This window comes from uncultured Streptococcus sp. (genome assembly GCF_901875575.1).
In the GTDB taxonomy this organism is placed as follows: Bacteria; Bacillota; Bacilli; order Lactobacillales; family Streptococcaceae; genus Streptococcus.
Genome location: NZ_CABFMF010000003.1, coordinates 18142 through 38842, shown reverse-complemented (window position 1 = coordinate 38842; position 20701 = coordinate 18142). Strand labels below are relative to the sequence as shown.

Sequence of the window (20701 nt, the reverse complement as noted above, 5' to 3'; positions counted from 1 at the left end):
GGATCCTTTCTTCACTATGTTCTACATATAATTATAGGATTTATTTTCTAATTCTCGATAAATTTTTACTCGTTTTTCACTTGCATCAATATTTAAGACAAAGGCAACGGCTACAGATAGAACCAAAAGACTATTCCCCCCTTGTGAAAGAAAAGGGAAAGTAACTCCAGTTGAAGGAATCATTCCTGAAATTCCTCCAATATTAACAAATACCTGTACCAACATCATTCCCCCAACACCAAGAGCAAACATGGAATTGAATGGACTTTCAGCTTTTATTCCAACTAAGATGATCCGTAAAATAAGGAAAAATACCAGAGCTAAAATTAGACTAGCTCCTACCAATCCAAATTCTTCAATTACAATCGAAAATACAAAATCTGTATGAGCTTCAGGCAGATATCCACGTTTCTCTATTGAATTTCCTAAACCAAGCCCAAACCATCCTCCATTTACCATAGCATAATAGGAATTTGCCAGCTGGTGCCCTGCATCTGCTAAATCGTTAAAAGGATTAAAGAAAGCACTGAAACGCTTAGCTACATAACCAAATACAGGAACTCGAGAAAATTTATCTACACCGATGAAGTAAATGAGATATAAAAACATACTTGAACTACCAACCAAAATGGCCAGAATAGTTAGGAACCATCGATAGGCAATCCCACTAACTGTATACATGATTAAGGCAACCAAAACCAAAATAGTAGCATTTCCTAAGTCTGGGAAAATCCCCAAACTCCCAATTAAAACCAAAATAACAAATCGCCAATCATTAAATGCACGGGGAAACCATTGATTTTGAGTCAAAACCTGAAAATCATAAACTTCAACAGCATCTTGAAGTTTTGAAAAATAATTGGCTAAATACCAAATAATAATAATCTTTAAGTATTCCGCAGGCTGAATCGTTAAAGGACCTACTGAAATCCAACCGTAAGCTCCATTAACACGAATTCCAATTAAACGAGCTAAAAACAATAAGATCATTTCAATAAGTATAACCAAACTTATTAGTCGATCATTTCTTAGGAACCCTAATTTTAATTTATAAATAATGGCAATTAATATTAAACTTAGCACCCAAAAGATACCCTGATTTCGTACCAATAGTAGTGCACTTTTCCCCTCTTGTACCAAGGTAGCGCTGGTTGTCGAATAAACAACAATCAAGCCTAAAATTGACAGCAGTAAGTAAGGAATCAGAATGGAAAAGTTTAACAGATGCCTTTTACTAATTTTCATATATCACACTCTAATCGGATAGAGACCTATCTGTCTCCAAATTCCGTTTATTTTCTAGTTTTGTCTGCTATTATACCATTTTTTCCAAAAGAAAAAAACTCTTATCCTTCAGTTAGATCATTTTAGTAATAAAAAAGAGCACTAGGCTCTTTTTTATGATTTTATTTTGAAGAACTACTTGAAGTTGACTCCCCACCACCAATATATTGAGTAAAGATATTTTGGAAAGCTTGATCCTTCACTTTGATATTAGCGGCTTGTAATTCTTTCCCAATAATACTTTGAACAAAAGTAGCATCATTTTGTTTTTGAGTTAAAATATAGTTTTTTAATTTTTCTTTATAATCATCTACATTAGAAGATTTTTCTGTTTTCTTAGTCAATTTGACAATATAGAAATGACTCGTATATGCTTGGGTTCCCGTTGCTTTAATCACATCAGACACTCCATTTACCTCTAAAGCAAAGGCAGCTTTCTTAACTTGCTCAGGAACTTCTGTTGACGCAGAGTCAAAAGTGATTTCACCACCATTAGCTTTGGTCTTTTCATCAGTTGAATTGTCTTTAGCTAATTGAGCAAAATCAGCACCACTAGCTTTGGCTTTTTCAAGAATTTCTTTGGCCTTGTCTTCATTGTCCAAACGGATGATTTGAGCCGTTACATCAGGTGTATACTCATCAAATGCTTTCTTATAGGCATCATCTGTCAATTCAGCTTCTGCTGCCTTCTTAACTGCCAACTCAACCAATTTACTTGTACGAATTTGAGCTTTACGAGTTTCAAGAGTCATACCTGCTTGTGATAGAACACGTTGATAGTTTTCACCGTACTGTTTTTCTTCCTCAGCAATCACATCATTAACCGTTTTATCATCAATTTCTGAACCATATTGTGCTTCAAATACTTTTTGGATAGTCATGTTAAGTAATACTTGTTGTGCTGAAGGATTGCTTTTTACTTGCTCATAAAATTGATGTTCTGTGATAACATCCCCTTTCATACTAATAAGGTCTGCTCCTTCTGAACCTTTCGAACAAGCTGCTAAAGTTGCTACTGATAATAGTGTAATGGCACCTGCCAATAGTTTTTTCTTCATGTCTACTCCTTTGAGATAAGTGTTACCCTATCTATTTTACTATATTTTCTTAAATTATTCTGAAAATCATTCGCCAACAGGCAATTGAACATCTGCAATATTTTTACGAAGCATGAGAATGCCGTCCCCTAAAGGTACTAATGTTGCAGTGAGTCCTGGATTGTCTAAGGTTGCATCAAATAGTCTTTGAAGGCCTCGATAAATGGTGCGCTGGCCACGACGGACTTCCATAATATCCTTGGCAACATCACCACCTTGAAAAATATCATCCAAGACAACCACACCTCCAACTTCCAAGTGTTTTAGGATTTCTGGCAGAAAGACGATGTATTTAGACTTGGCAGAGTCCATAAAGACGAAATCATAAGACTCTGTCAGTGTAGATAAGACATCTACCGCATCTCCCTCTAAAAGTGTGATTTGCTTGCGACTATCAAACTGGGCAAAATTATCCTTGGCAAAACCAATCATTTCTGGATTGCGGTCAATGGTTGTAATCTTGGCATTTGGCGCATGTTCTGCCATCAAGAGAGCTGAAAAACCGATAGCCGTCCCGATTTCTAAAATGTTTTTAGGTTGCATAGTTTCCATAAGGAAACGGAAATAAGCAACCGTTTCATGGGGAATAATGGGAATATTTTCCTTACGGGCAAAGTCTTCCAGTTCTTTCAGAGATCCAGTCACCTGCTTTTGACGCTGACGCATCAAGTCTACAATTTCTTCCTTGACGACAGGGCGACGCATGTTATGGTTGGCATTTTTACTATACGATTCAACCATCTTATACTAATCCTAATTTTTCCACAAGGGCTTCAAACTCATTTAAACGGCGTTCAAAGACTGCAAAGGCATCGCTAAGATAGTCCTCCTTCTCCATATCGACTCCCGCTTTTCTCATCACATTTAGAGGATAATCTGACTTACCTGCCTTGAGGTAATCGATATAACGGTCACGGTCTTCTTGGCTACCATGGACAATCTTTTCAGCCAAGGCTGAAGCTGCTGCAAAACCAGTAGAATACTGATAAACATAGTAGTTATAGTAGAAATGTGGGATACGAGCCCACTCGTATTGGATCTCAGGATTATCTTCCCTACTCAATCCATAGTATTCTTGGTTTAGCTCTGCATAAAGGTTATTTAGGAAATCACTTGTCAAAACTTGACCATTTTGATCAGCTTGGTGAATAGCGTGTTCAAACTCAGCGAATTGAGTTTGACGGAAAACTGTTCCACGGAAACCATCTAAGAAATTATTGAGAATAGCAAAGCGCGTTGCGTCGTCTTCTACTTCTTCCAATAGTTTTTCAGTTAAAATATTCTCATTGGTTGTTGAAGCAATTTCAGCTAAGAAAATTGAGTAGTCACCATAAACGTAAGGTTGGTTTTCACGTGTATAGCTTGAATGCATACTGTGACCTGTCTCATGAACTAGAGTAAAGAGATTATCCAAATTATCTTGCCAATTGAGGAGCATGAAGGCATTGGTATCATAAGAACCACCAGAATAGGCTCCCGAACGCTTGCCTTGGTTTTCGTAAACATCAATCCAACGCTCGCTAAAGGCACGTTTCACACGACCTAAGTAATCGTCACCCAATACTGATAAAGCTTCTTCTGCTTTCTTCAAAGCTTCTTCATAAGTAAAACTATATTCGACAGATGAAAGTGGTGTGTAGACATCGTACATCTTTAAGTCTGAAATCCCTAAAATCTTTGAACGAAGATTAAGGTAACGATGCAAGAGAGGTAAATGCTTACGAACTGCTGCCACTAATTGATCGTAAACACTCTCTGGTACAAAATTAGCCGCTAGAGCTGCATGACGAGCGCTCTTATAGTTGCGAACTTTTGCACGATAGTTTTGAACTTTAACATTTGTTTGCAAGGTTTTAGCATAAGTATGTTGGAATTGCTCATAAGTTGCATACAGGGCTTGATAAGCACCACGGCGAACTTCACGATTTTTAGACTCCATCAAACGTGTGTAGGTTCCGTGAGATAACTGAACCTCTTTACCATCATCATCCAATACATAAGGAAAGACGATATCCGCATTATCCAAAATCGCAAATGTTTCACTTGCCGAACCAAAGATTTCTCCAGCAGCTGCCAGTAATTCTTCTTCGCGCTGTGAAAGCACATGCTCTTTCTCTTGCAATAGTTTATCAAAGTAGTGTTGATAAACTTGCAATTTTGGTTGAGACTCAAGAAAGTGTTTGTACTGCTCTTCACTCAGTTCCATAAATTCTGGCTCATAAAATGAAAAAGCTTGTTCTAATTGACTGTAGAGTGTCATAGCTTTAGCATAGTACTCTTGATACTTAGCTTCACGCGTATCTTGATCATTTTTCATATGTGCATAGACATATAGTTTTTCAACCTGGCGTTCCATTTCAAGTGAAAATTCAGTAATCGTAAGCAAACTATCTGCACTGTCTAAAAGATGACCTTCATACTGACTTGCACTCTCAATTTTTTCTGATGCTTCTTTTAAAGCTTCTTCCCAAGCCTGGTCAGTTGAGTAGATAGTTGATAGATCCCATGTGTCTTTTTCGTTTATTTCATGTCGTTGTAATACCATTAGATTCCTCCATCCTTTCTATTTTACCACATTTTTTCTGAAATATTGGTGATAAAAGGCTGGTGGATAAAGGTTCTGAAAATCACTTTGAGTCTTTGTTTGGTAATAGGTCTGAAAGTCCTTATAGTAGGAACTTAAATCTTGATTTATTTGACAAAAATCATTTGCTACTATTGGTTTAATTTGAGGATACCAGTCTTTCAAAGCAAGGGTTAAAAGGTTTTCACCCTTCTGATAGGCTTCTGCTTGCTGTTTCATCCAAAAAGGATTTTGATAGTACAATTGCTGCTGTATATAGTGACAGATATTTTTATCTTGAAGAACTCGAAAGCTACTAATATTTTGTCTCTTAAATGGAACTCTAAAAATATCTAAAAGGCTCCCTTTGTAAAAGGAAAATTCTCTTATTTTATAATGAAGTTTACCACGTAAATCTTGATGAAGAAGGTATTTAAGTCTTAAAACCTGTTTATCTTGATCCAACTCCCAAACATAAAATCCCATATTTTGACTAAAATAAAGAAAATGATATTGCAAAGATGTCAAGCGTTCCTTCAGCCAAAGTTTTTTTCCTAATAACCAAAGAACTTGAAATCCTTGCTTTCGATATCCTTCACTTCTCTCTTTAAGTGTTTCTTTTGATAAATAACTACACTGAACTTCCAGAGCTAGTTTACTATTTACAAATACATCTGCAATTTGTTTAATCTCTTGAATTGGATATTCCAATTGGACTGTTGTCTCATTTTTTAACCATTTGTAGAGAACTTCCTTATTGTTTAGGTGCTCTGTGCTTTCATTTTCAAAGAAAAATAAGCAATCTTTTAGGGATTCATGTGCAAAATGTGTTCGCACCTTTTTCCCTTGACGTAAAAGAACCTTCCCCCCACATGCTGGACAAAAATATTCTTGCTTCTCACACTTTTCCTCTAGTACATTGACTATTTTACCTTTACTTACTCTTGCAACAAACATATCTCACTCCTTTTCTATACTATTCGAAAAACGTTATAATTAGCACAAAAAACTCCCAATATAGTTTCTAGTGACATTTTCCACTATCCACTGTAAAGGAAGTTCATAATTCATAAAATAGAAATAGAGCTTGAATTTTTTATTTCTTAAAGTGTTTCAAAAAGTTCTTGCATCTGAATATCATCAGGTACCAGTTTCAAGTAGTCACGAGCATTGATCTTTGCTTCTTCGAAATGTCCCAACTCACGCAAGAGATAGATATAGTGTTCCAGAAATTCAGGATTATCTTTCAAATCTCCTGCCAACTCTCGGTAATGCTCATAGGCAGTATCCAAATCGTCCATTTCTTGATAAGAACGAGCAATCATCCACTTGGTCAAAAGATTTTCTGGTTCCTCACTTTGCAAGTCTAGTATGTCTTCATACCGCTCCTGTTCTAGGTAAATCGTTGCTAAACGGAGTAAGATTTCTTCTGTATCCTCAGCATCTTCTTTAGCAATTAGAAGATAATTTTCAGCAGAACTAGCATCGTGCAATTCATAAGAAAACTGTGATGCTGCTAGCAAAAGTCGAGTTTCAAAGGGATTTTTCTCTAAGCCTTGCTTAGCAATGCGAAGTGCTTCTTCTAGCTGGTGTTCCTTGTGCAAAGCCTGACTGTATCCATATTCATAGCCTTCAAAGTCAGGTGAAATGGTATCAATCTGCTTAAAGTAAAGAACAGCCTTCTGATACTCTTCCTGATCAAAGTACAAGCTAGCCAATTCATAAGCAGTATGGTCATCGTATTCTAACTCTAAAGCTTTTTCAAGAAACTCGGTCGCCACTTCAAATTTCCCTAACTGGGCATAAGCAAAGCCTATCCGTTGATAGGTAGAAATACCTGTTTGCTCGTAAATCAAGCGATTATCTAACTGAGCATAACCTTGAATGGCTTCTTGGTAATTTTCTAACTCACTATCTAATTCAGATAATCCAAAGATTAGGAGTGGATCATCTGAGTAGTTCAAAGCCTCAAGTAATTTCTCACGCGCCACATCCGACAAGCCTTCCATCTGATAAAGGTCTGCCTTCAGAGCTAAAGCAGAAACATACCATTCACTGTCAGCTTGGATTTCATCTAAATAGGCAAAGGCTTCTTCTATTTGACCATCTTCGCTAGCAATAGCTGCTAGATTAAGATGAACCTCTGGAAAGTCCTCTACGATTTTCAGGTAAATTTCCTTGGCCTGAGGATAAAAACCAATTCCTTCTAGATAGGTTGCTAATTCGTAGAGAACTTCACTAGAGTCTTGTTCTAAGGCCTTGTAAAAATATTGATCTGCTTTTTCTAAATCTTGTTCCTCTAAAGCCATTAACATCTGTTGACTATTGTTCACTCTTGACTTCCTCACCATCTAGTTCATATAGGCCACTGACTACCTTATACCATTCAAAAATCGCTGAAATGACAACCTTAGCAGAGGCATAAACTGGAATACCGAGTAAGACTCCCCAAATACCAAACATGGATCCTGAAGTTAACAAGACAAAAAGAACATTAATGGGATGAATGTTTAATTGACTTCCCAAAATCAATGGAGAGACAAAACGACCTTCGATAGTTTGTTCTACGATAAAGACAATCACCACTTTTAAAAGCATGACTGGCCCTGCAATCAAGCCCAGAACTAAGGCAGGAAGCATGGCTAGAAAGCTACCAAGATAAGGAACCAGATTTAGAATACCAGCAGTAACACCAAGCGTAACTGCATAACGTAGACCAATGATTTTGAAGAAGATGATAAACATTACTGCTACAATAATAGCCACTGTCACTTGTCCTCGAACATAGTTAGACAACTGTTGATTCACATCTGACAAAACCTCTCCTACAGGCTCCTTCAATCTTGTTGGCATGAATTGAGTCAAATAGTTACGCAAGCCTTTCCCATCACGCAAGAGATAAAAGAGCATAAAAGGAACAATAATCAAGGCAACAATCACTTGAGATGCACCACTAATAAAGGCGCTCACCCAGTTGACTGCCTGAGAAGAAACCTTACTGGCCCAAACTGTAGCCTGACTAGAGAAGTTTGTCAAAACTTGTTCTAACTGAGGTCTAAAATCATCTGGCAAACGCTTGGTTACCAAATCATTAATCACTCGATCAGCATCTTCGAGATAGATTGGTACATTTTTAGCAAATATTAAGACCTGACGTTGCAGATTTGGAATAGCTACTGCCAAACCCCAAATGATAAAGAGAGCTATGATGACAAAGACAATACTGATTGCTATGACACGATTGATTTTGTGTTTCTCCATTAAATCTACAATAGGATTGAGCAAATAATAAAGTAATCCAGATAAAATAACTGGCAACATCACGACTGCCAAAAAGTCTAAAACAGGTGAAAATAGAAAACTAATCTTACTTAAAATAAAAAGATTCAGTCCCAATAATAAGGTTACCAAAAATACCGTAATGGCCTTGTTATCCAAAAACCACTTGAAAAACCAAGATAGGCTAAAATGTTTCTCTTTTTGTTCCATAAATACTTCCTTTCTTTTGTCCTTTCATTATATCATTTTCAAATAAAAATAACTCTTTTTTAAAGTGCTTACATAAAGTTTAAACAAAAATCTCCTCAAAAGAGGAGATTCCATTAGTCCTGAATATGACGATCTAAGTTCATTTGATAATCTGCATTTGATTTAGCTTTTTCGTCAGCAAATTTCTTACGGAACTCATCCATTTCTTTAGTAGTTACAATCTTATCTTGTAATTTTTGATACTTATAACTATTATCACTTGTCTTATCACCAACCCAACCATAGGCACCTGTTCCAAGAACTTTCTTAGTAAGAATCATTTGAGCACCGTCTGAGTGTATAGGGATAATCAAGGAGCTATCTGACAACCAAGCTTGAGCTTTGGCATATTTTTCATAGCGTTTTTGTAGGTCTGTTTTTTCACTATTTGCATCATCTATTAAGGCTTTAAATTTATCTAAGCCGACCGCTTTAATTACTGGATTATCTGTACCTGGTGCAACCCCTAGTGAGCTAAGAAGCAGAGGTCCAGATGTTGGATCAAATGTATCAAGGTAAGTTGATGGATCATCATAATCTGGTGACCAACCATTGTTGACATTTATATCCCAGTCAGTATTTGCGTTAGATGTAGCTAAACCGGTCATATTTCCTAATTCATCATCAGAAACTTGTTGAATATCAATCACTAGATTATCAGCTCCCAAAGCTTCTTCAATCGATTGTTTATAAGATTGAGCTTGTTTTACAAAACTAGTTTGAGTTGAGGAAACTGGCAAGTCAAGATGAATTGGGAATTGTACTCCATCAGCTTGAAGTGCTTTCTTGGCAGCTTCAAATTTAGCTTTAGCTTTATCTACATTGTGAAGTGTATCTTGAGCATCCTCAAGACTAACATCCTTCCAAACACTATCTAGTTTATCTAACTCTGTCTTAACTACTTGACCAAATGTTTGCTCACCAACTTGGACAAATGTAGGAGGAGTAAAACTTGAACGTAATTTACGAGGGGCTAATTCATCACCAAACACTTGAGCAAGGGCTGCCTTACGGTCCGCAGCAAAAGCCAAGGCTTGACGGAAATCTTTATTCAACAAGGCCTTCTTGGTAGATGATTTTTCTGCGTCTGTTTGTTTAGAAGTATGGCTATAAGAAACACGGTCAATGTTAATTGACATAAAGTTGCTACCACCTCTTTGTAAACTATATACAATATTGTCCTTATATTTTTCTTTCAAACGTTCATAGTTTGCAGAGTTTTTAAAGAGCGGAGCTGCTGGATAGTGACCTTCATCAAAACCACGTCCTAAAGAATCCGCATCCTGACCATCAAAGAAGGATAATTTGATTTCATCGATAAAGACATTATCCTTATCCCAGTAGTTTTTATTTTTAGTCATTTCAATAGAAGATTTCGATGTAAGCCCTTTAAGAATGTAGCCACCATTATATAAAATACTTGTTACATCTGTGGCTTTACCAAAATCATCCCCTTTAGAGGCTAGAAAATCTTCACTGATTGGGGCAAGAACTCCCATGGTTGTTTTAGAATTCCAAAATGATTCTGGATGATTCAAAGTATAGACTACAGTATGATCATCAGTAGCTTTGATCCCTACTGTTGAGAAATCAGTAGTTTTTCCGTTTACATAGTCATCCAATCCTTTAATTGAATTCTGTACGAGATACAAGGCTTGGGATTTCTTATCAGCAGCATGTTTCAATCCAGCTACAAAGTCCTTAGCCTTGACTTCACCATACTCTTCTCCTTCATTGGTATACCATTTAACACCTTCTCTGATTTTATAAGTATAGGTCATACCATCCTTAGAAACCGTCCAGTCTTCTGCTACAGATGGTACGAGATTGCCATACTCATCATTTTCAAGCAATCCATCAATAACATTGCCTGTAATTTGTTTGGTACTCTTATCGTTAAACACTGTATAATCCAAAGAGTTTGGATCAGATGCAAAGACATAGTTATAAGTTACCGGTTTCCCAGCATCTTTGCTTGCTGTCGAACAGGCTCCTAAAACAACCGTCGATAAAACAGCAATTCCTGCTGTTAACAATAAACGTTTTTTCATAGCAATACCCCTTTTAAATTTTATTAAATTTATTATATCACTTTTCTATAGGAAAGCAATGAAAATCTCGAAAAATATGTTTAATATATCATTTTACTTTATAGATTGTTCTTACTGATTTATAGGTTGTCTTTTGTGGTATAATAGTTTTATCTTTATTTAGAGGTATAGACATGAAAGAAACAGTTTATTTTGGAACCTACACACGTCGCTTATCAAAAGGAATCTACAAGGCCGATTTTGATACAGAAACAGGACAACTCTCTAACCTTAAACTCTTTGCACCTGAACCAAGTCCGACCTATCTTTCCTTTGACCAAGACCAACATCTATATACAGTTGGTAGTCAAGATGGTAAAGGGGGAATTGCGGCATATCAAACTGATGGAATTTTACTCAATCATGTTGTTGAAGAGGGAGCCCCCCATTGCTATGTTGCTGTTGATGAAAAACGTTCTCTAGTCTATGCAGCCAACTACCATAAGGGCCAAGTTTTGGTGTATAAACGTTTAGATGATGGCAGCCTTCTTTTGAGTGATACAGACCAACATATTGGAAAAGGTCCACATGAAAATCAAGCTTCGCCCCACGTTCACTTTACAGACTTAACACCTGACCACTATCTAGTGACCTGCGACTTAGGTACTGACCAAGTAATTACTTATGATCTTGATTCAGAGGGAAAATTATCCAAGCTCTATACCTATCATAGCCAGCCAGGAGCAGGCTCACGCCATATCATTTTCCATAACCACTATAAAATCGCTTATCTGATTTGTGAACTCAATAGCACTATAGAAGTTTTAATCTACGATGGTGTTGGCGAATTTGAACGCATGCAAGTTATTTCAACTCTACCAGAAGATTACGAAGGTTTTAATGGAACTGCTGCTATTCGTCTCTCTAAAGATGGTAAATACCTCTATGCTTCTAACCGTGGTCATGATTCTATCGCAGTATATACAATCCTTGCGGACGGTAGTCTAGAATTATTAGAAATCGTTCCTACTCATGGTCAGACTCCACGTGATTTTGATTTGACACCAAACCAAGAATTTGTCATTGCTGTCCATCAAGACTCTGACAATGCAACCGTCTTTAAACGCAATCCTGAAACTGGTCGTCTAGCAGAACTCTCCAACGACTTCCATGTTCCAGAAGCGGTCTGCATCCGTTTTGCACCATAAGAAAAAATGAACTTGGTAACTCAAGTTCATTTTTTCTTATAGTCTTTTTCCGACATTAATACGGTTAATAGCACGTTGCAAAGCAATTTTAGCACGACGCTCTTGATCAATCAAGTTCTTGTCTTGTGCTTCTTCTATTTCTCGTTCTGCACGAAGTTTGGCACGTTCTGCACGACTAATGTCGATATCACGAGCACGTTCTGCAGAATCAGCAACAATTGTGATCATATTGTTGGCAACCTCGATAACACCACCATTCACTGCAATCCAGTTGACATGGTTTTCATCATCGACCCGTTTAACCTTTACTTCATCTACTGCTAATACCGCAATCATATTTTCATGTCGTGGCAAGATCCCCATCTCACCATCCAGAGTTCGAACTGATACATAGCTGGCATGGTGATCATAGACGAGACCATCTGGTGTCACGATCTGGACAGTTAACTGAGCCATAGATCACCTCTTAAAATCCCATTTTTTCAGCTTTAGCAATCACATCTTCGATAGAACCTACACCACGGAAGGCATCTTCTGGTAACTGGTCATGTTTACCATCAAGGATTTCCTTAAAGCCACGAACAGTTTCAGCAACTGGGACATAAGATCCTGGCTGACCAGTAAATTGTTCCGCAACGTTGAAGTTTTGTGACAAGAAGAACTGGATACGACGGGCACGAGCAACCAAGGTCTTTTCTTCATCAGAAAGCTCATCCATACCAAGGATAGCAATGATATCTTGCAACTCATGGTAACGTTGAAGGACGCGTTTTACTTCAGCAGCAACTGCATAGTGCTCTTCTCCAACGATTTCAGGTGCCAAGGCACGTGAGCTTGAAGCAAGTGGGTCAACGGCTGGGTAGATACCCAATTGTACCAACTTACGTTCCAAGTTAGTTGTTGAATCCAAGTGAGCAAATGCTGTAGCTGGCGCTGGGTCTGTATAGTCATCCGCAGGTACGTAGATAGCCTGAATAGAGGTTACAGAACCCTTCTTAGTTGATGTGATACGCTCTTGCAATTGACCCATTTCCGTTGCTAAGGTAGGTTGGTAACCAACGGCTGATGGCATACGACCCAAAAGGGCAGATACTTCTGAACCAGCCTGAGTAAAACGGAAGATATTGTCAATAAAGAGAAGCACGTCTTGACCTTCCACATCACGGAAGTATTCAGCGATTGTCAAACCAGTAAGGGCAACACGCATACGTGCTCCTGGCGGCTCATTCATCTGACCAAATACCATGGCTGTTTTCTCGATAACGCCTGATTCTTTCATTTCCCAGTAAAGGTCATTCCCCTCACGAGTACGTTCCCCAACACCAGTAAATACGGAGATACCACCGTGTTCTTGGGCAATGTTGTGAATCAATTCTTGAATCAAGACAGTTTTACCAACTCCGGCACCACCGAAGAGTCCGACCTTACCACCTTTAAGGTAAGGGGCAAGAAGGTCGATAACCTTAATCCCTGTTTCAAGGATTTCAGAAGAGGTAGACAACTCATCAAAAGTTGGAGCTTTTTTATGAATCGGCTGACGCTCTGCATCTTCTGTAAAAGGAGCTTCCAAGTCAATGGTATCTCCCAAAACGTTGAAGACACGTCCCAAAGTTTCTTTACCTACTGGTACAGAGATTGGACGACCTGTGTCCAATACTTCCATTCCACGAGTCAAACCATCGGTTGATTCCATGGCGATAGTACGAACCATACCATCTCCCAACTCTAAGGCTACTTCAAGGACGATTTTTGTTTTTCTTTCGTCATTTTTGTAGACGACAAGTGCATTGTTAATCTCAGGAAGTTTTTCCCCTGCTGCAAACAAGACGTCTACAACGGGACCGATAACCTGAGCAATTTTACCTGAACTCATCTCCTTCTCCTATTCTATATAAGATACTGTCGGTTCCTAGCTCTACTAGGTCCTAATACTCTTCGAAAATCTCTTCAAACCACGTCAGCTATATCTGCAACCTCAAAACAGTGTTTTGAGCAACCTGCAGCTAGCTTCCTAGTTTGCTCTTTGATTTTCATTGAGTATAAGTTCATTTTCATACGAGCTGGACTAGTGCCTATTCTAAGGCACTAGCTCCTGCTACGATTTCTGTAATTTCTTGTGTAATCGCCGCCTGTCTGGCACGGTTATACTGTATTGTCAAATCATTGATAACTTTTTTAGCATTATCAGTCGCTGTTTGCATGGCTGTCATACCTGCAGCATTTTCAGCCGTCTTGGCATCAATGATAGCCCCGTATATCATACTTTCAGCAAACTGTGGCAACAACTGCTCCAAAATTTCTTCACGACTGGTTTCCAATTCAAAGGTCAAGCTATATTCTTCATCCGCTTCATTGGGATCCAAATCCACAATCGGAAGCATTTGTTCCACACGCATTTGACTAGTTAGCGTATTGACATGGTGGTTGTAGCAGACATAGAGCTCATCAAAAAGTTCATTTTGGTACATTTCAACTGTTTTTGAAATAATCTTACGAACTTCATCAAAGCTAGGTTGGTCTGCCAAGCCACGTAGTTCATAAAGTGGTTGAATACCACGAGCCTTAAAGAAATCAGCTCCCATTCCACCGATACAGATCATTTCAAAACCTGTACCGTCTGGATGGTATTCTTCTTTCAACTCCATAACGGCTTTCAAAATAGAAGAATTATAACCTCCAACCAAACCGCGGTCTGAAGTAATGACGATATAGCCTGTCTTCTTCACGGGACGGCTAATCAACATCGGATTGGTTGAAGCACCAGCTCCATTACCATGAAGGATATCTGTCAAAAGTTTGCGAACTTTCTGAGCATAAACTTGGAAGTTACGAGCTGCTTCTTCAGAGCGACCTAGCTTAGCAGCCGATACCATTTGCATGGCATTAGTGATTTGACTCGTATTTTTTGTTGAGGCGATTTTTGTTTTAATATCATTTAGAGATACTGCCATCTGACACCTCTATTCTTATTGGAAGCTGGTTTGATTGAGAAACTCTGTAATCGCAGCATCCAAGACTGCTTCTTCTGGCAAGTCTTTTGTATCACGAATGGTTTCCAAAATCTCTGGATGTTGAGCGTCAAAGAAGGCATGGAACTCGTCCTCGAAACGAACAATATCATCTACTGGAACAGTATCCAAGAAACCATGTGTCAAAGCATAAAGAATGGTTACTTGTTTCTCAACAGGTAATGGTTTGTGAACAGGTTGTTTCAAGACCTCAACTGTACGACGTCCACGATTCAATTTAGCCTGTGTTGCAGCATCCAAGTCAGAACCGAACTTAGTGAAGGCTTCTAACTCACGGTATGAAGCAAGGTCAATACGAAGTGTACCAGCAACCTTCTTCATAGCTTTGATTTGTGCAGAACCACCTACACGTGATACAGATGAACCCGCATCGATGGCTGGACGAATACCCGCATTGAAGAGACCATCACCAAGGAAAATTTGTCCATCAGTGATAGAAATCACGTTGGTTGCGATATAGGCTGAGATATCTCCTGCTTGTGTCTCGATAAACGGCAGGGCTGTAATTGATCCACCACCAAGTTCATCAGAAACTTTAGCTGAGCGCTCAAGCAAACGGCTGTGAAGATAGAAAACATCCCCTGGGAAAGCTTCACGACCTGGAGGACGACGAAGCAAGAGAGACAGTTCACGATAAGCTACCGCTTGTTTTGATAAATCATCATAAACGATCAAAACATGCTTGCCTTGATACATAAATTCTTCTGCCATAGCAACTCCAGCATAAGGAGCTAGGAAGAGCAATGGAGATGGTTGTGAAGCAGAGGCTGTCACAACGATTGTGTAATCCAAGGCACCGTACTGACGAAGTGTTTCTACTTGCGTACGAACTGTTGATTCTTTTTGTCCAATCGCAACATAGATACAGATCATGTCTTGACCTTTTTGGTTCAAGATTGTATCAATCGCAATAGTTGTTTTCCCTGTCTGACGGTCACCGATAATCAACTCACGTTGACCACGACCAATCGGTACAAGGGCGTCAATAGCTTTCAAACCAGTTTGCAATGGTTCTGATACAGACTTACGTTGCATAACACCAGGAGCTGGTGCTTCTACTGGACGAGTTTTATCAGTGTGGATTTCTCCAAGACCGTCAACTGGACGACCAAGCGGATCCACAACACGACCAATCAGACTTTCACCTACTGGGACTTCCATGATTTTACCTGTACGGCGGATTGTATCGCCTTCACGGATATCTGTAAAGTCACCTAGGATGATAATACCAACGTCTGTTGACTCCAAGTTTTGAGCCATACCATAAGAGCCGTTTTCAAAAATCAACAACTCTCCACTCATGGCATTTTCAAGACCGTGAGCACGCGCGATACCGTCTCCGATATAGGTTACAACACCTGTTTCAGTCACATCAAAATTGGGTTTGAAATTTTCAATTTGTTGCTTAATTAAAGCGCTGATTTCTTGTGCGTTAATTGCCAAAAGAACACCACTTTCTATTTCAAATTTTCTTTAACAACTTTAAGTTGTTGTTTAATACTCACATCAATTGTCTTGTGATTGGCAAAAATGACAAAACCACCAATGAGACTTTCATCGATTTGTTCTTTTATACTCCTTACTTTCAGAGACATTTTTTTCTCAATCAAAGGGAGCAAACGACTCTTCTGTTCATCAGTTAAAGGATGAGCTGAAGTAATCGTCACTTCAAATCGATTTGTTTCTTTTTCAAGTCGGTTCAAGCAATCTACAAGCACATCATAAAAAAGATTTGCTCTGTGATTATAAGCCAGAACCTGGATCAAGTTTTGCAATAAAGGTGACACAGAGTCTTGGAAGAAAGCAATTGTTTTTTCCTTGTCAGACTCGTCTACTGCCACTTTTTTTAAAAAAGAAGGTAAACCTGTTTCTTCAGCAACTTGCTTGATTTGAGTCAAGTCTGAAAAGATACGGTCTTCTTCTCCTTTTTCTAAAACCAATTGGACAAAAGGCATGCTGTATTTTTCAATTACCTTTACTGTTTTCTTGTCCATTAAGCTTCTCCTAGCTGATCGATATACTGATCAATGAGTTCTTTATGGGCATGACCGTCAAGGTTTTGTGAGATGATTTTACCAGCCAAGCTGATTGTCAAATCTGCCACCTCACCCTTAACGCTTTGTAAAGCTTCAGCTTTATTTTGAGCAATTTCTTGGTTTGCTTTTTCTTTTAAGCGTCCTGCTTCTAGTTTAGCATCTGCTAAAATACTAGCCTTACTTTTCTCAGCTGTTTCTTTCGCATTCTCAATGATTGTCTTAGCTTCTTTACGGCTACCAGCCAATTCATCTTCGCGTTTTTGAGCCAATACTTCTGCTTTTTGACGTGCTTCTTCAGCTCTATCAATATCTGAAGCAATTTTTTCAGCTCTTTCTTCGAAAATGCCTGTAATATTAGACCATGCAAATTTTTTAATCAAGACTAGCAAAAGGATAAAAGAGCCAGCGATTAAAATAAAATTACCAATTAATTCACCTACTGTTACGTGCATCAGTTACTCCTTTCTACTCTTCATCATTAATTTTATTTCCTAGGTACATAGAGGATAATAGTGTAAAGACATAGGCCTGTACACAAGAAATGAACACGGAAAATGCAGTCCAAACTAAGTTTGTCCCAAATGCGATTGGATACCAAAAAATAGCCTGATGTGAAAGTAAAAGAAGCAAGCTTGTCATTACTTCACCTGCAAAGATATTCCCAAAAATCCGCAAAGCAAGAGAAAGGAAATTCGTGACCTCTTCAAGTAGATTCATCGGTGTCATAAATGCAGGAGTTACAAAACCTTTTAGGTATTGTTTAATCCCACGACGACGAATCCCCTCAATATGCGCCATCACAATAATACAGAAAGACAAGACAAGGTCAAATGAAAGATTTGCAGTTGGCGATGTCCAAAGGTTTGTCCCATCTGTTGTTTGAAGTTTAGCCATCAAACCAAGATTATTGGCGATGACCATAAAAAGAAATAAACATAAGTAAAAGAGTGAGTAATCTTTCATGTAGCGGGAACCAAGGTTAGGTTCTGTAAATCCAATTACAAAATCATAGAGATACTCTAGTACATTTTGTTTACCTTTGGGTTTCAATGTCATATTACGACTTGCCCAATAGATAAATGCAAAAATCAGAAACACAGACAGCAAAGTCAAGGCTGTCAAAGTTAAATCAAAGGTAACAGGACCAATATTGATGGTTGGATTGATACTTTCTTCCATCTAACATTCTCCCTTCTCCAATTTATATTTCGTTATTTAATAATAAATGAGAAGACAAGAGTTACGAAGAAAGTTCCTTCAATAAAGGCAACCCCTAAAAACATCAGACTACGAAACTCAGCGATAATATCTGGTTGGCGAGCTACTGATTTCAACAAACCATTCATCAACATACCCTCACCAAGAGATACACCCATACAGGCAAGACATAGACCGAAAAATGTTAAATTCATGACGAATTCTCCTTTTAATTAAAATTTACTTACTTAGTTTAGTCCTAAAAATTGGATTTGTCAACTTTTTTATAACGTTGAAAGCGTTTAATGAAAATTATTTACAATATTACTATTTTTGAATCTATTATATAGAAAACTTTGAAAAAACTTGTAATAAATCCAACTATTATCTAGACCTTTCTGAAAAATACTGAAAAGAAGCTGGGAAATCAAAAAAACTGTATAGTATAAAGTATTGAAAAACTTGATACTATACGGTTTGTTATAAGAATATTTACTTCATCTCCTCCTGGAGTTGAGTTTTCCCCCACTTCAAAACTAGATGATTTGCTATTTAAAATAGCGTTCCTTATGATTTTGGCAACCTGGATTAAAGCGAGAAAAACAAAAGGGGCAACTTAAGCTTTCTTTATATTGATTATATGTTAGTAGTTTTAGACAAACACCACATAAAATAGGCTTATCCTGTATCAAAGATAAGGGATACGGCTCAAAAGGGTGATTTTCTAATGAATCATGACACCGATAACAAGCATAGTACTTTTTACAGTCATAGCATTGTAAAGCAATAATATCCAGCTTGCTATGATAATGAATACATCTTGTTTGCTTATCCACTAAGAAACCCTGAGCCTCTGTCATTTCCTGTTCCTTTCTTAAGCTCGAACTGTGACGCTAGTTCCATCTTCTTTATAGAGATTGATGAGTCCTTCTTTTAATGCACGAACCATGTCTCCTGCTTGAACAGGTTGAGGCACCTTAATAGTCAATAGTTCCATTGGATTTGGAGCGCGGTCAATCTTATTTCCTTTAGCATCGTGCAAATCTTCGATATAAGTTTCAAAATGACGGAAACCTGGGCCATAAAACTCAACTTGGTCGCCTTCGTTAATGACGTTACGTTGACGAATAGTTGCTATTTGTGTCGCATCATCATAAGAAACGACTTCAGCGACAAATTTGTACTCAGGAATTTTACGACGAGCCCCAAACAACTGTTCATTTTCAGATGGTGTACCGTAGTAGAAACCTGTTGCCAATTCACGTTGGGCAACCTTCCACATCTCGTCCACCAAGTCTTGTTTGATCGCTTCAAACTTTTCAGGACTTTCTAGATAAGCATCAACAGCCGCCTTGTAGCAGTTTGTTACTGTTGATACGTAGTGAATAGACTTCATACGTCCTTCGATTTTTAGACTGTCCACACCATTTTCAATCATATCTGGGATATGGTCAATCATAGACATGTCAACGGCTGACATTGAAAATTCTTCTGGAATCTCACCTTTAAGACTCTTACGTTCCTTCCCAAATGGCATATCGTAAAGGTCGTATTTCCAACGGCATGACTGAGAGCATCCACCACGGTTGGCATCACGCATACTCATGTGGTTTGAAAGTGTACAACGACCAGAGTAAGAAATACACATGGCTCCGTGGACAAAGGCTTCAATCTCAACATCTGTACGTTTGCGAATTTCTGCCAATTCTTCCATTGAAACTTCACGCGCCAAAACGACACGAGTTAAGCCTAGTTCTTTCCAGAACTCAAGAGTTTCATAGTTAGTCGCACTTGCTTGGGTAGAGAGGTGGATTTCAAGACCTGGCGCCTCTGTCGCTGCAATCATAATCAAGGCTGGATCTGATACAATAACTGCCGCAATCCCGATATCACGTAGCTTACGGAACCACTCACCAGCACCCTCTTCATTTCCTTCGTGCATCACCATGTTGGCAGCTACATAGACCTTAGCACCGTACTTAGCCGCAAACTGGACTCCTTCTTCCATCTGTTCAAAGGTAAAATTTCCCGCACGGCTACGAAGACCATAGGCCTGACCACCGATAAAGACAGCATCTGCTCCATACTGAACAGCTACTTTTAGCTTCTCTAAAGTCCCTGCAGGTGATAAAACCTCAGGACGTTTTAATGTTTTTGTCATGTTTTCTCCTATTTGCAATATAAAAGTTTGACGTTTTTCCTTCTCATTTTATAGTAAATAAGCCATAAAATCAAGTCAAGACAGATTGTTTTGACAATTCTAATCTTTTAAGCTTTTGATAACAGAGTTCTAAAAGATTTTACTTATAACAAACTTCTCACACCATCATCTCATGAAAAATTTATACTCAATGAAAATCAAAGATTAAACATGATATCTATCTACAGACTGCATTTGAGTACGACAAGGAGAAGCTAACATGATTTTAAGATACTTTCGAAGAGTATAATAAAATGAAATAAAAAACTGAATAAATTGATTAAGAAACTCAAACTAATTTCTAATATATTTCAGTAACTCCGGTGTACTTCTCTATATTCAATCTACCATATTGATTCTATTTTTCAAAAAATCATAGACTATCCCATAAAAATATCCTCCGATACATCTAGCATATCGGAGGATTAGCTCTCATAGCAATATTCTTATTATGGAACACCTACAGTCTGGTTACCATAATTAACTATCTTAAGCCATTAAAAGCAAGCATCTGAAGGATTTGCACCTT

The 20701-nt window shown here is 38.1% G+C and carries 19 protein-coding genes; 1 reads left to right on the top strand and 18 read right to left on the bottom strand.

The features are described 5' to 3' along the window. Nucleotides 1-21 precede the first annotated feature (21 nt). From QZ114_RS00715 to QZ114_RS00680, 8 genes are all read right to left on the bottom strand, one after another. Nucleotides 22-1245 (bottom strand): cell division peptidoglycan polymerase FtsW, encoded by a 1224-nt coding sequence (locus QZ114_RS00715; RefSeq protein WP_295498488.1) that lies wholly within the window; start codon nucleotides 1243-1245, stop codon nucleotides 22-24. A 161-nt stretch (nucleotides 1246-1406) separates the two neighbouring features. Then, complete coding sequence (gene prsA / locus QZ114_RS00710; protein WP_295498485.1) at nucleotides 1407-2342, bottom strand: peptidylprolyl isomerase PrsA; 936 nt, start codon at nucleotides 2340-2342, stop codon at nucleotides 1407-1409. A 66-nt stretch (nucleotides 2343-2408) separates the two neighbouring features. Beyond that, entirely contained in the window at nucleotides 2409-3122 is a 714-nt protein-coding gene (locus tag QZ114_RS00705; RefSeq protein ID WP_295498482.1) for an O-methyltransferase, read from the bottom strand. Nucleotide 3123: 1 nt separating this feature from the next. Further along, nucleotides 3124-4926: an oligoendopeptidase F gene (pepF, locus tag QZ114_RS00700; RefSeq protein ID WP_295498479.1), complete on the bottom strand. Its 1803-nt coding sequence runs from the start codon at nucleotides 4924-4926 to the stop codon at nucleotides 3124-3126. A gap of 18 nt (nucleotides 4927-4944) precedes the next feature. Beyond that, the gene (locus QZ114_RS00695) at nucleotides 4945-5901 is read right to left on the bottom strand and encodes a competence protein CoiA (RefSeq protein ID WP_295498476.1); all 957 of its coding nucleotides are present in this window, start codon (nucleotides 5899-5901) and stop codon (nucleotides 4945-4947) included. Nucleotides 5902-6047: 146 nt separating this feature from the next. Continuing rightward, on the bottom strand, nucleotides 6048-7277 hold the full coding sequence (locus tag QZ114_RS00690) for a tetratricopeptide repeat protein (protein ID WP_295498473.1): 1230 nt from the start codon (nucleotides 7275-7277) through the stop codon (nucleotides 6048-6050). After that, on the bottom strand, nucleotides 7267-8433 hold the full coding sequence (locus QZ114_RS00685; RefSeq protein WP_295498470.1) for an AI-2E family transporter: 1167 nt from the start codon (nucleotides 8431-8433) through the stop codon (nucleotides 7267-7269). Before QZ114_RS00685 ends, QZ114_RS00690 begins: the two co-directional genes overlap by 11 nt. 113 nt (nucleotides 8434-8546) lie before the next feature. Further along, complete coding sequence (locus tag QZ114_RS00680) at nucleotides 8547-10523, bottom strand: peptide ABC transporter substrate-binding protein (protein WP_295498467.1); 1977 nt, start codon at nucleotides 10521-10523, stop codon at nucleotides 8547-8549. Nucleotides 10524-10696: 173 nt separating this feature from the next. Here QZ114_RS00680 and QZ114_RS00675 point away from each other — a divergent pair, with 173 nt between their 5' ends. After that, entirely contained in the window at nucleotides 10697-11710 is a 1014-nt protein-coding gene (locus tag QZ114_RS00675) for a lactonase family protein (RefSeq protein ID WP_295498465.1), read from the top strand. Nucleotides 11711-11746: 36 nt separating this feature from the next. On the opposite strand, the gene QZ114_RS00670 is transcribed toward QZ114_RS00675, so the two are convergent. The 10 genes from QZ114_RS00670 to QZ114_RS00625 form a co-directional block, all read right to left on the bottom strand. Further along, complete coding sequence (locus tag QZ114_RS00670) at nucleotides 11747-12166, bottom strand: F0F1 ATP synthase subunit epsilon (protein WP_295498462.1); 420 nt, start codon at nucleotides 12164-12166, stop codon at nucleotides 11747-11749. Between the two features lie 10 nt (nucleotides 12167-12176). Further along, nucleotides 12177-13583, bottom strand: a complete 1407-nt coding sequence (atpD, locus tag QZ114_RS00665) for a F0F1 ATP synthase subunit beta (protein WP_000094358.1) — start codon at nucleotides 13581-13583, stop codon at nucleotides 12177-12179. Nucleotides 13584-13782: 199 nt separating this feature from the next. Further along, on the bottom strand, nucleotides 13783-14661 hold the full coding sequence (locus QZ114_RS00660) for a F0F1 ATP synthase subunit gamma (RefSeq protein WP_295498458.1): 879 nt from the start codon (nucleotides 14659-14661) through the stop codon (nucleotides 13783-13785). A 15-nt stretch (nucleotides 14662-14676) separates the two neighbouring features. Beyond that, nucleotides 14677-16182 (bottom strand): F0F1 ATP synthase subunit alpha, encoded by a 1506-nt coding sequence (gene atpA / locus QZ114_RS00655; RefSeq protein ID WP_295498456.1) that lies wholly within the window; start codon nucleotides 16180-16182, stop codon nucleotides 14677-14679. A 14-nt stretch (nucleotides 16183-16196) separates the two neighbouring features. Next, entirely contained in the window at nucleotides 16197-16733 is a 537-nt protein-coding gene (locus tag QZ114_RS00650) for a F0F1 ATP synthase subunit delta (RefSeq protein WP_295498454.1), read from the bottom strand. Then, entirely contained in the window at nucleotides 16733-17227 is a 495-nt protein-coding gene (gene atpF / locus QZ114_RS00645) for a F0F1 ATP synthase subunit B (protein ID WP_000558549.1), read from the bottom strand. Before atpF ends, QZ114_RS00650 begins: the two co-directional genes overlap by 1 nt. Before the next feature lie 13 nt (nucleotides 17228-17240). Next, nucleotides 17241-17954 (bottom strand): F0F1 ATP synthase subunit A, encoded by a 714-nt coding sequence (gene atpB, locus QZ114_RS00640; RefSeq protein WP_049512225.1) that lies wholly within the window; start codon nucleotides 17952-17954, stop codon nucleotides 17241-17243. Nucleotides 17955-17986: 32 nt separating this feature from the next. Continuing rightward, a complete protein-coding gene (locus QZ114_RS00635; protein WP_001054559.1) occupies nucleotides 17987-18187 on the bottom strand; it encodes a F0F1 ATP synthase subunit C in 201 nt (66 codons plus the stop codon). A 333-nt stretch (nucleotides 18188-18520) separates the two neighbouring features. Continuing rightward, nucleotides 18521-18832, bottom strand: a complete 312-nt coding sequence (locus tag QZ114_RS00630) for a CHY zinc finger protein (protein ID WP_295498444.1) — start codon at nucleotides 18830-18832, stop codon at nucleotides 18521-18523. A 14-nt stretch (nucleotides 18833-18846) separates the two neighbouring features. Further along, nucleotides 18847-20133, bottom strand: coding sequence for a U32 family peptidase (locus QZ114_RS00625; RefSeq protein WP_295498441.1), 1287 nt, complete (start codon nucleotides 20131-20133; stop codon nucleotides 18847-18849). Nucleotides 20134-20701: the final 568 nt, after the last annotated feature.

What these genes read in the sequence shown, in the direction of transcription:
- prsA (WP_295498485.1), bottom strand. Translation starts at nt 2,342, where the DNA reads ATGAAGAAAAAACTATTGGCAGGTGCCATTACACTATTATCAGTAGCA.
- QZ114_RS00635 (WP_001054559.1), bottom strand. Translation starts at nt 18,187, where the DNA reads ATGAATTTAACATTTTTCGGTCTATGTCTTGCCTGTATGGGTGTATCT.
- QZ114_RS00675 (WP_295498465.1), top strand. Translation starts at nt 10,697, where the DNA reads ATGAAAGAAACAGTTTATTTTGGAACCTACACACGTCGCTTATCAAAA.
- QZ114_RS00660 (WP_295498458.1), bottom strand. Translation starts at nt 14,661, where the DNA reads ATGGCAGTATCTCTAAATGATATTAAAACAAAAATCGCCTCAACAAAA.
- QZ114_RS00705 (WP_295498482.1), bottom strand. Translation starts at nt 3,122, where the DNA reads ATGGTTGAATCGTATAGTAAAAATGCCAACCATAACATGCGTCGCCCT.
- atpB (WP_049512225.1), bottom strand. Translation starts at nt 17,954, where the DNA reads ATGGAAGAAAGTATCAATCCAACCATCAATATTGGTCCTGTTACCTTT.
- QZ114_RS00625 (WP_295498441.1), bottom strand. Translation starts at nt 20,133, where the DNA reads ATGACAAAAACATTAAAACGTCCTGAGGTTTTATCACCTGCAGGGACT.
- pepF (WP_295498479.1), bottom strand. Translation starts at nt 4,926, where the DNA reads ATGGTATTACAACGACATGAAATAAACGAAAAAGACACATGGGATCTA.
- QZ114_RS00680 (WP_295498467.1), bottom strand. Translation starts at nt 10,523, where the DNA reads ATGAAAAAACGTTTATTGTTAACAGCAGGAATTGCTGTTTTATCGACG.
- QZ114_RS00715 (WP_295498488.1), bottom strand. Translation starts at nt 1,245, where the DNA reads ATGAAAATTAGTAAAAGGCATCTGTTAAACTTTTCCATTCTGATTCCT.
- atpD (WP_000094358.1), bottom strand. Translation starts at nt 13,583, where the DNA reads ATGAGTTCAGGTAAAATTGCTCAGGTTATCGGTCCCGTTGTAGACGTC.
- QZ114_RS00630 (WP_295498444.1), bottom strand. Translation starts at nt 18,832, where the DNA reads ATGACAGAGGCTCAGGGTTTCTTAGTGGATAAGCAAACAAGATGTATT.
- QZ114_RS00670 (WP_295498462.1), bottom strand. Translation starts at nt 12,166, where the DNA reads ATGGCTCAGTTAACTGTCCAGATCGTGACACCAGATGGTCTCGTCTAT.
- QZ114_RS00685 (WP_295498470.1), bottom strand. Translation starts at nt 8,433, where the DNA reads ATGGAACAAAAAGAGAAACATTTTAGCCTATCTTGGTTTTTCAAGTGG.
- QZ114_RS00695 (WP_295498476.1), bottom strand. Translation starts at nt 5,901, where the DNA reads ATGTTTGTTGCAAGAGTAAGTAAAGGTAAAATAGTCAATGTACTAGAG.
- atpF (WP_000558549.1), bottom strand. Translation starts at nt 17,227, where the DNA reads ATGCACGTAACAGTAGGTGAATTAATTGGTAATTTTATTTTAATCGCT.
- QZ114_RS00650 (WP_295498454.1), bottom strand. Translation starts at nt 16,733, where the DNA reads ATGGACAAGAAAACAGTAAAGGTAATTGAAAAATACAGCATGCCTTTT.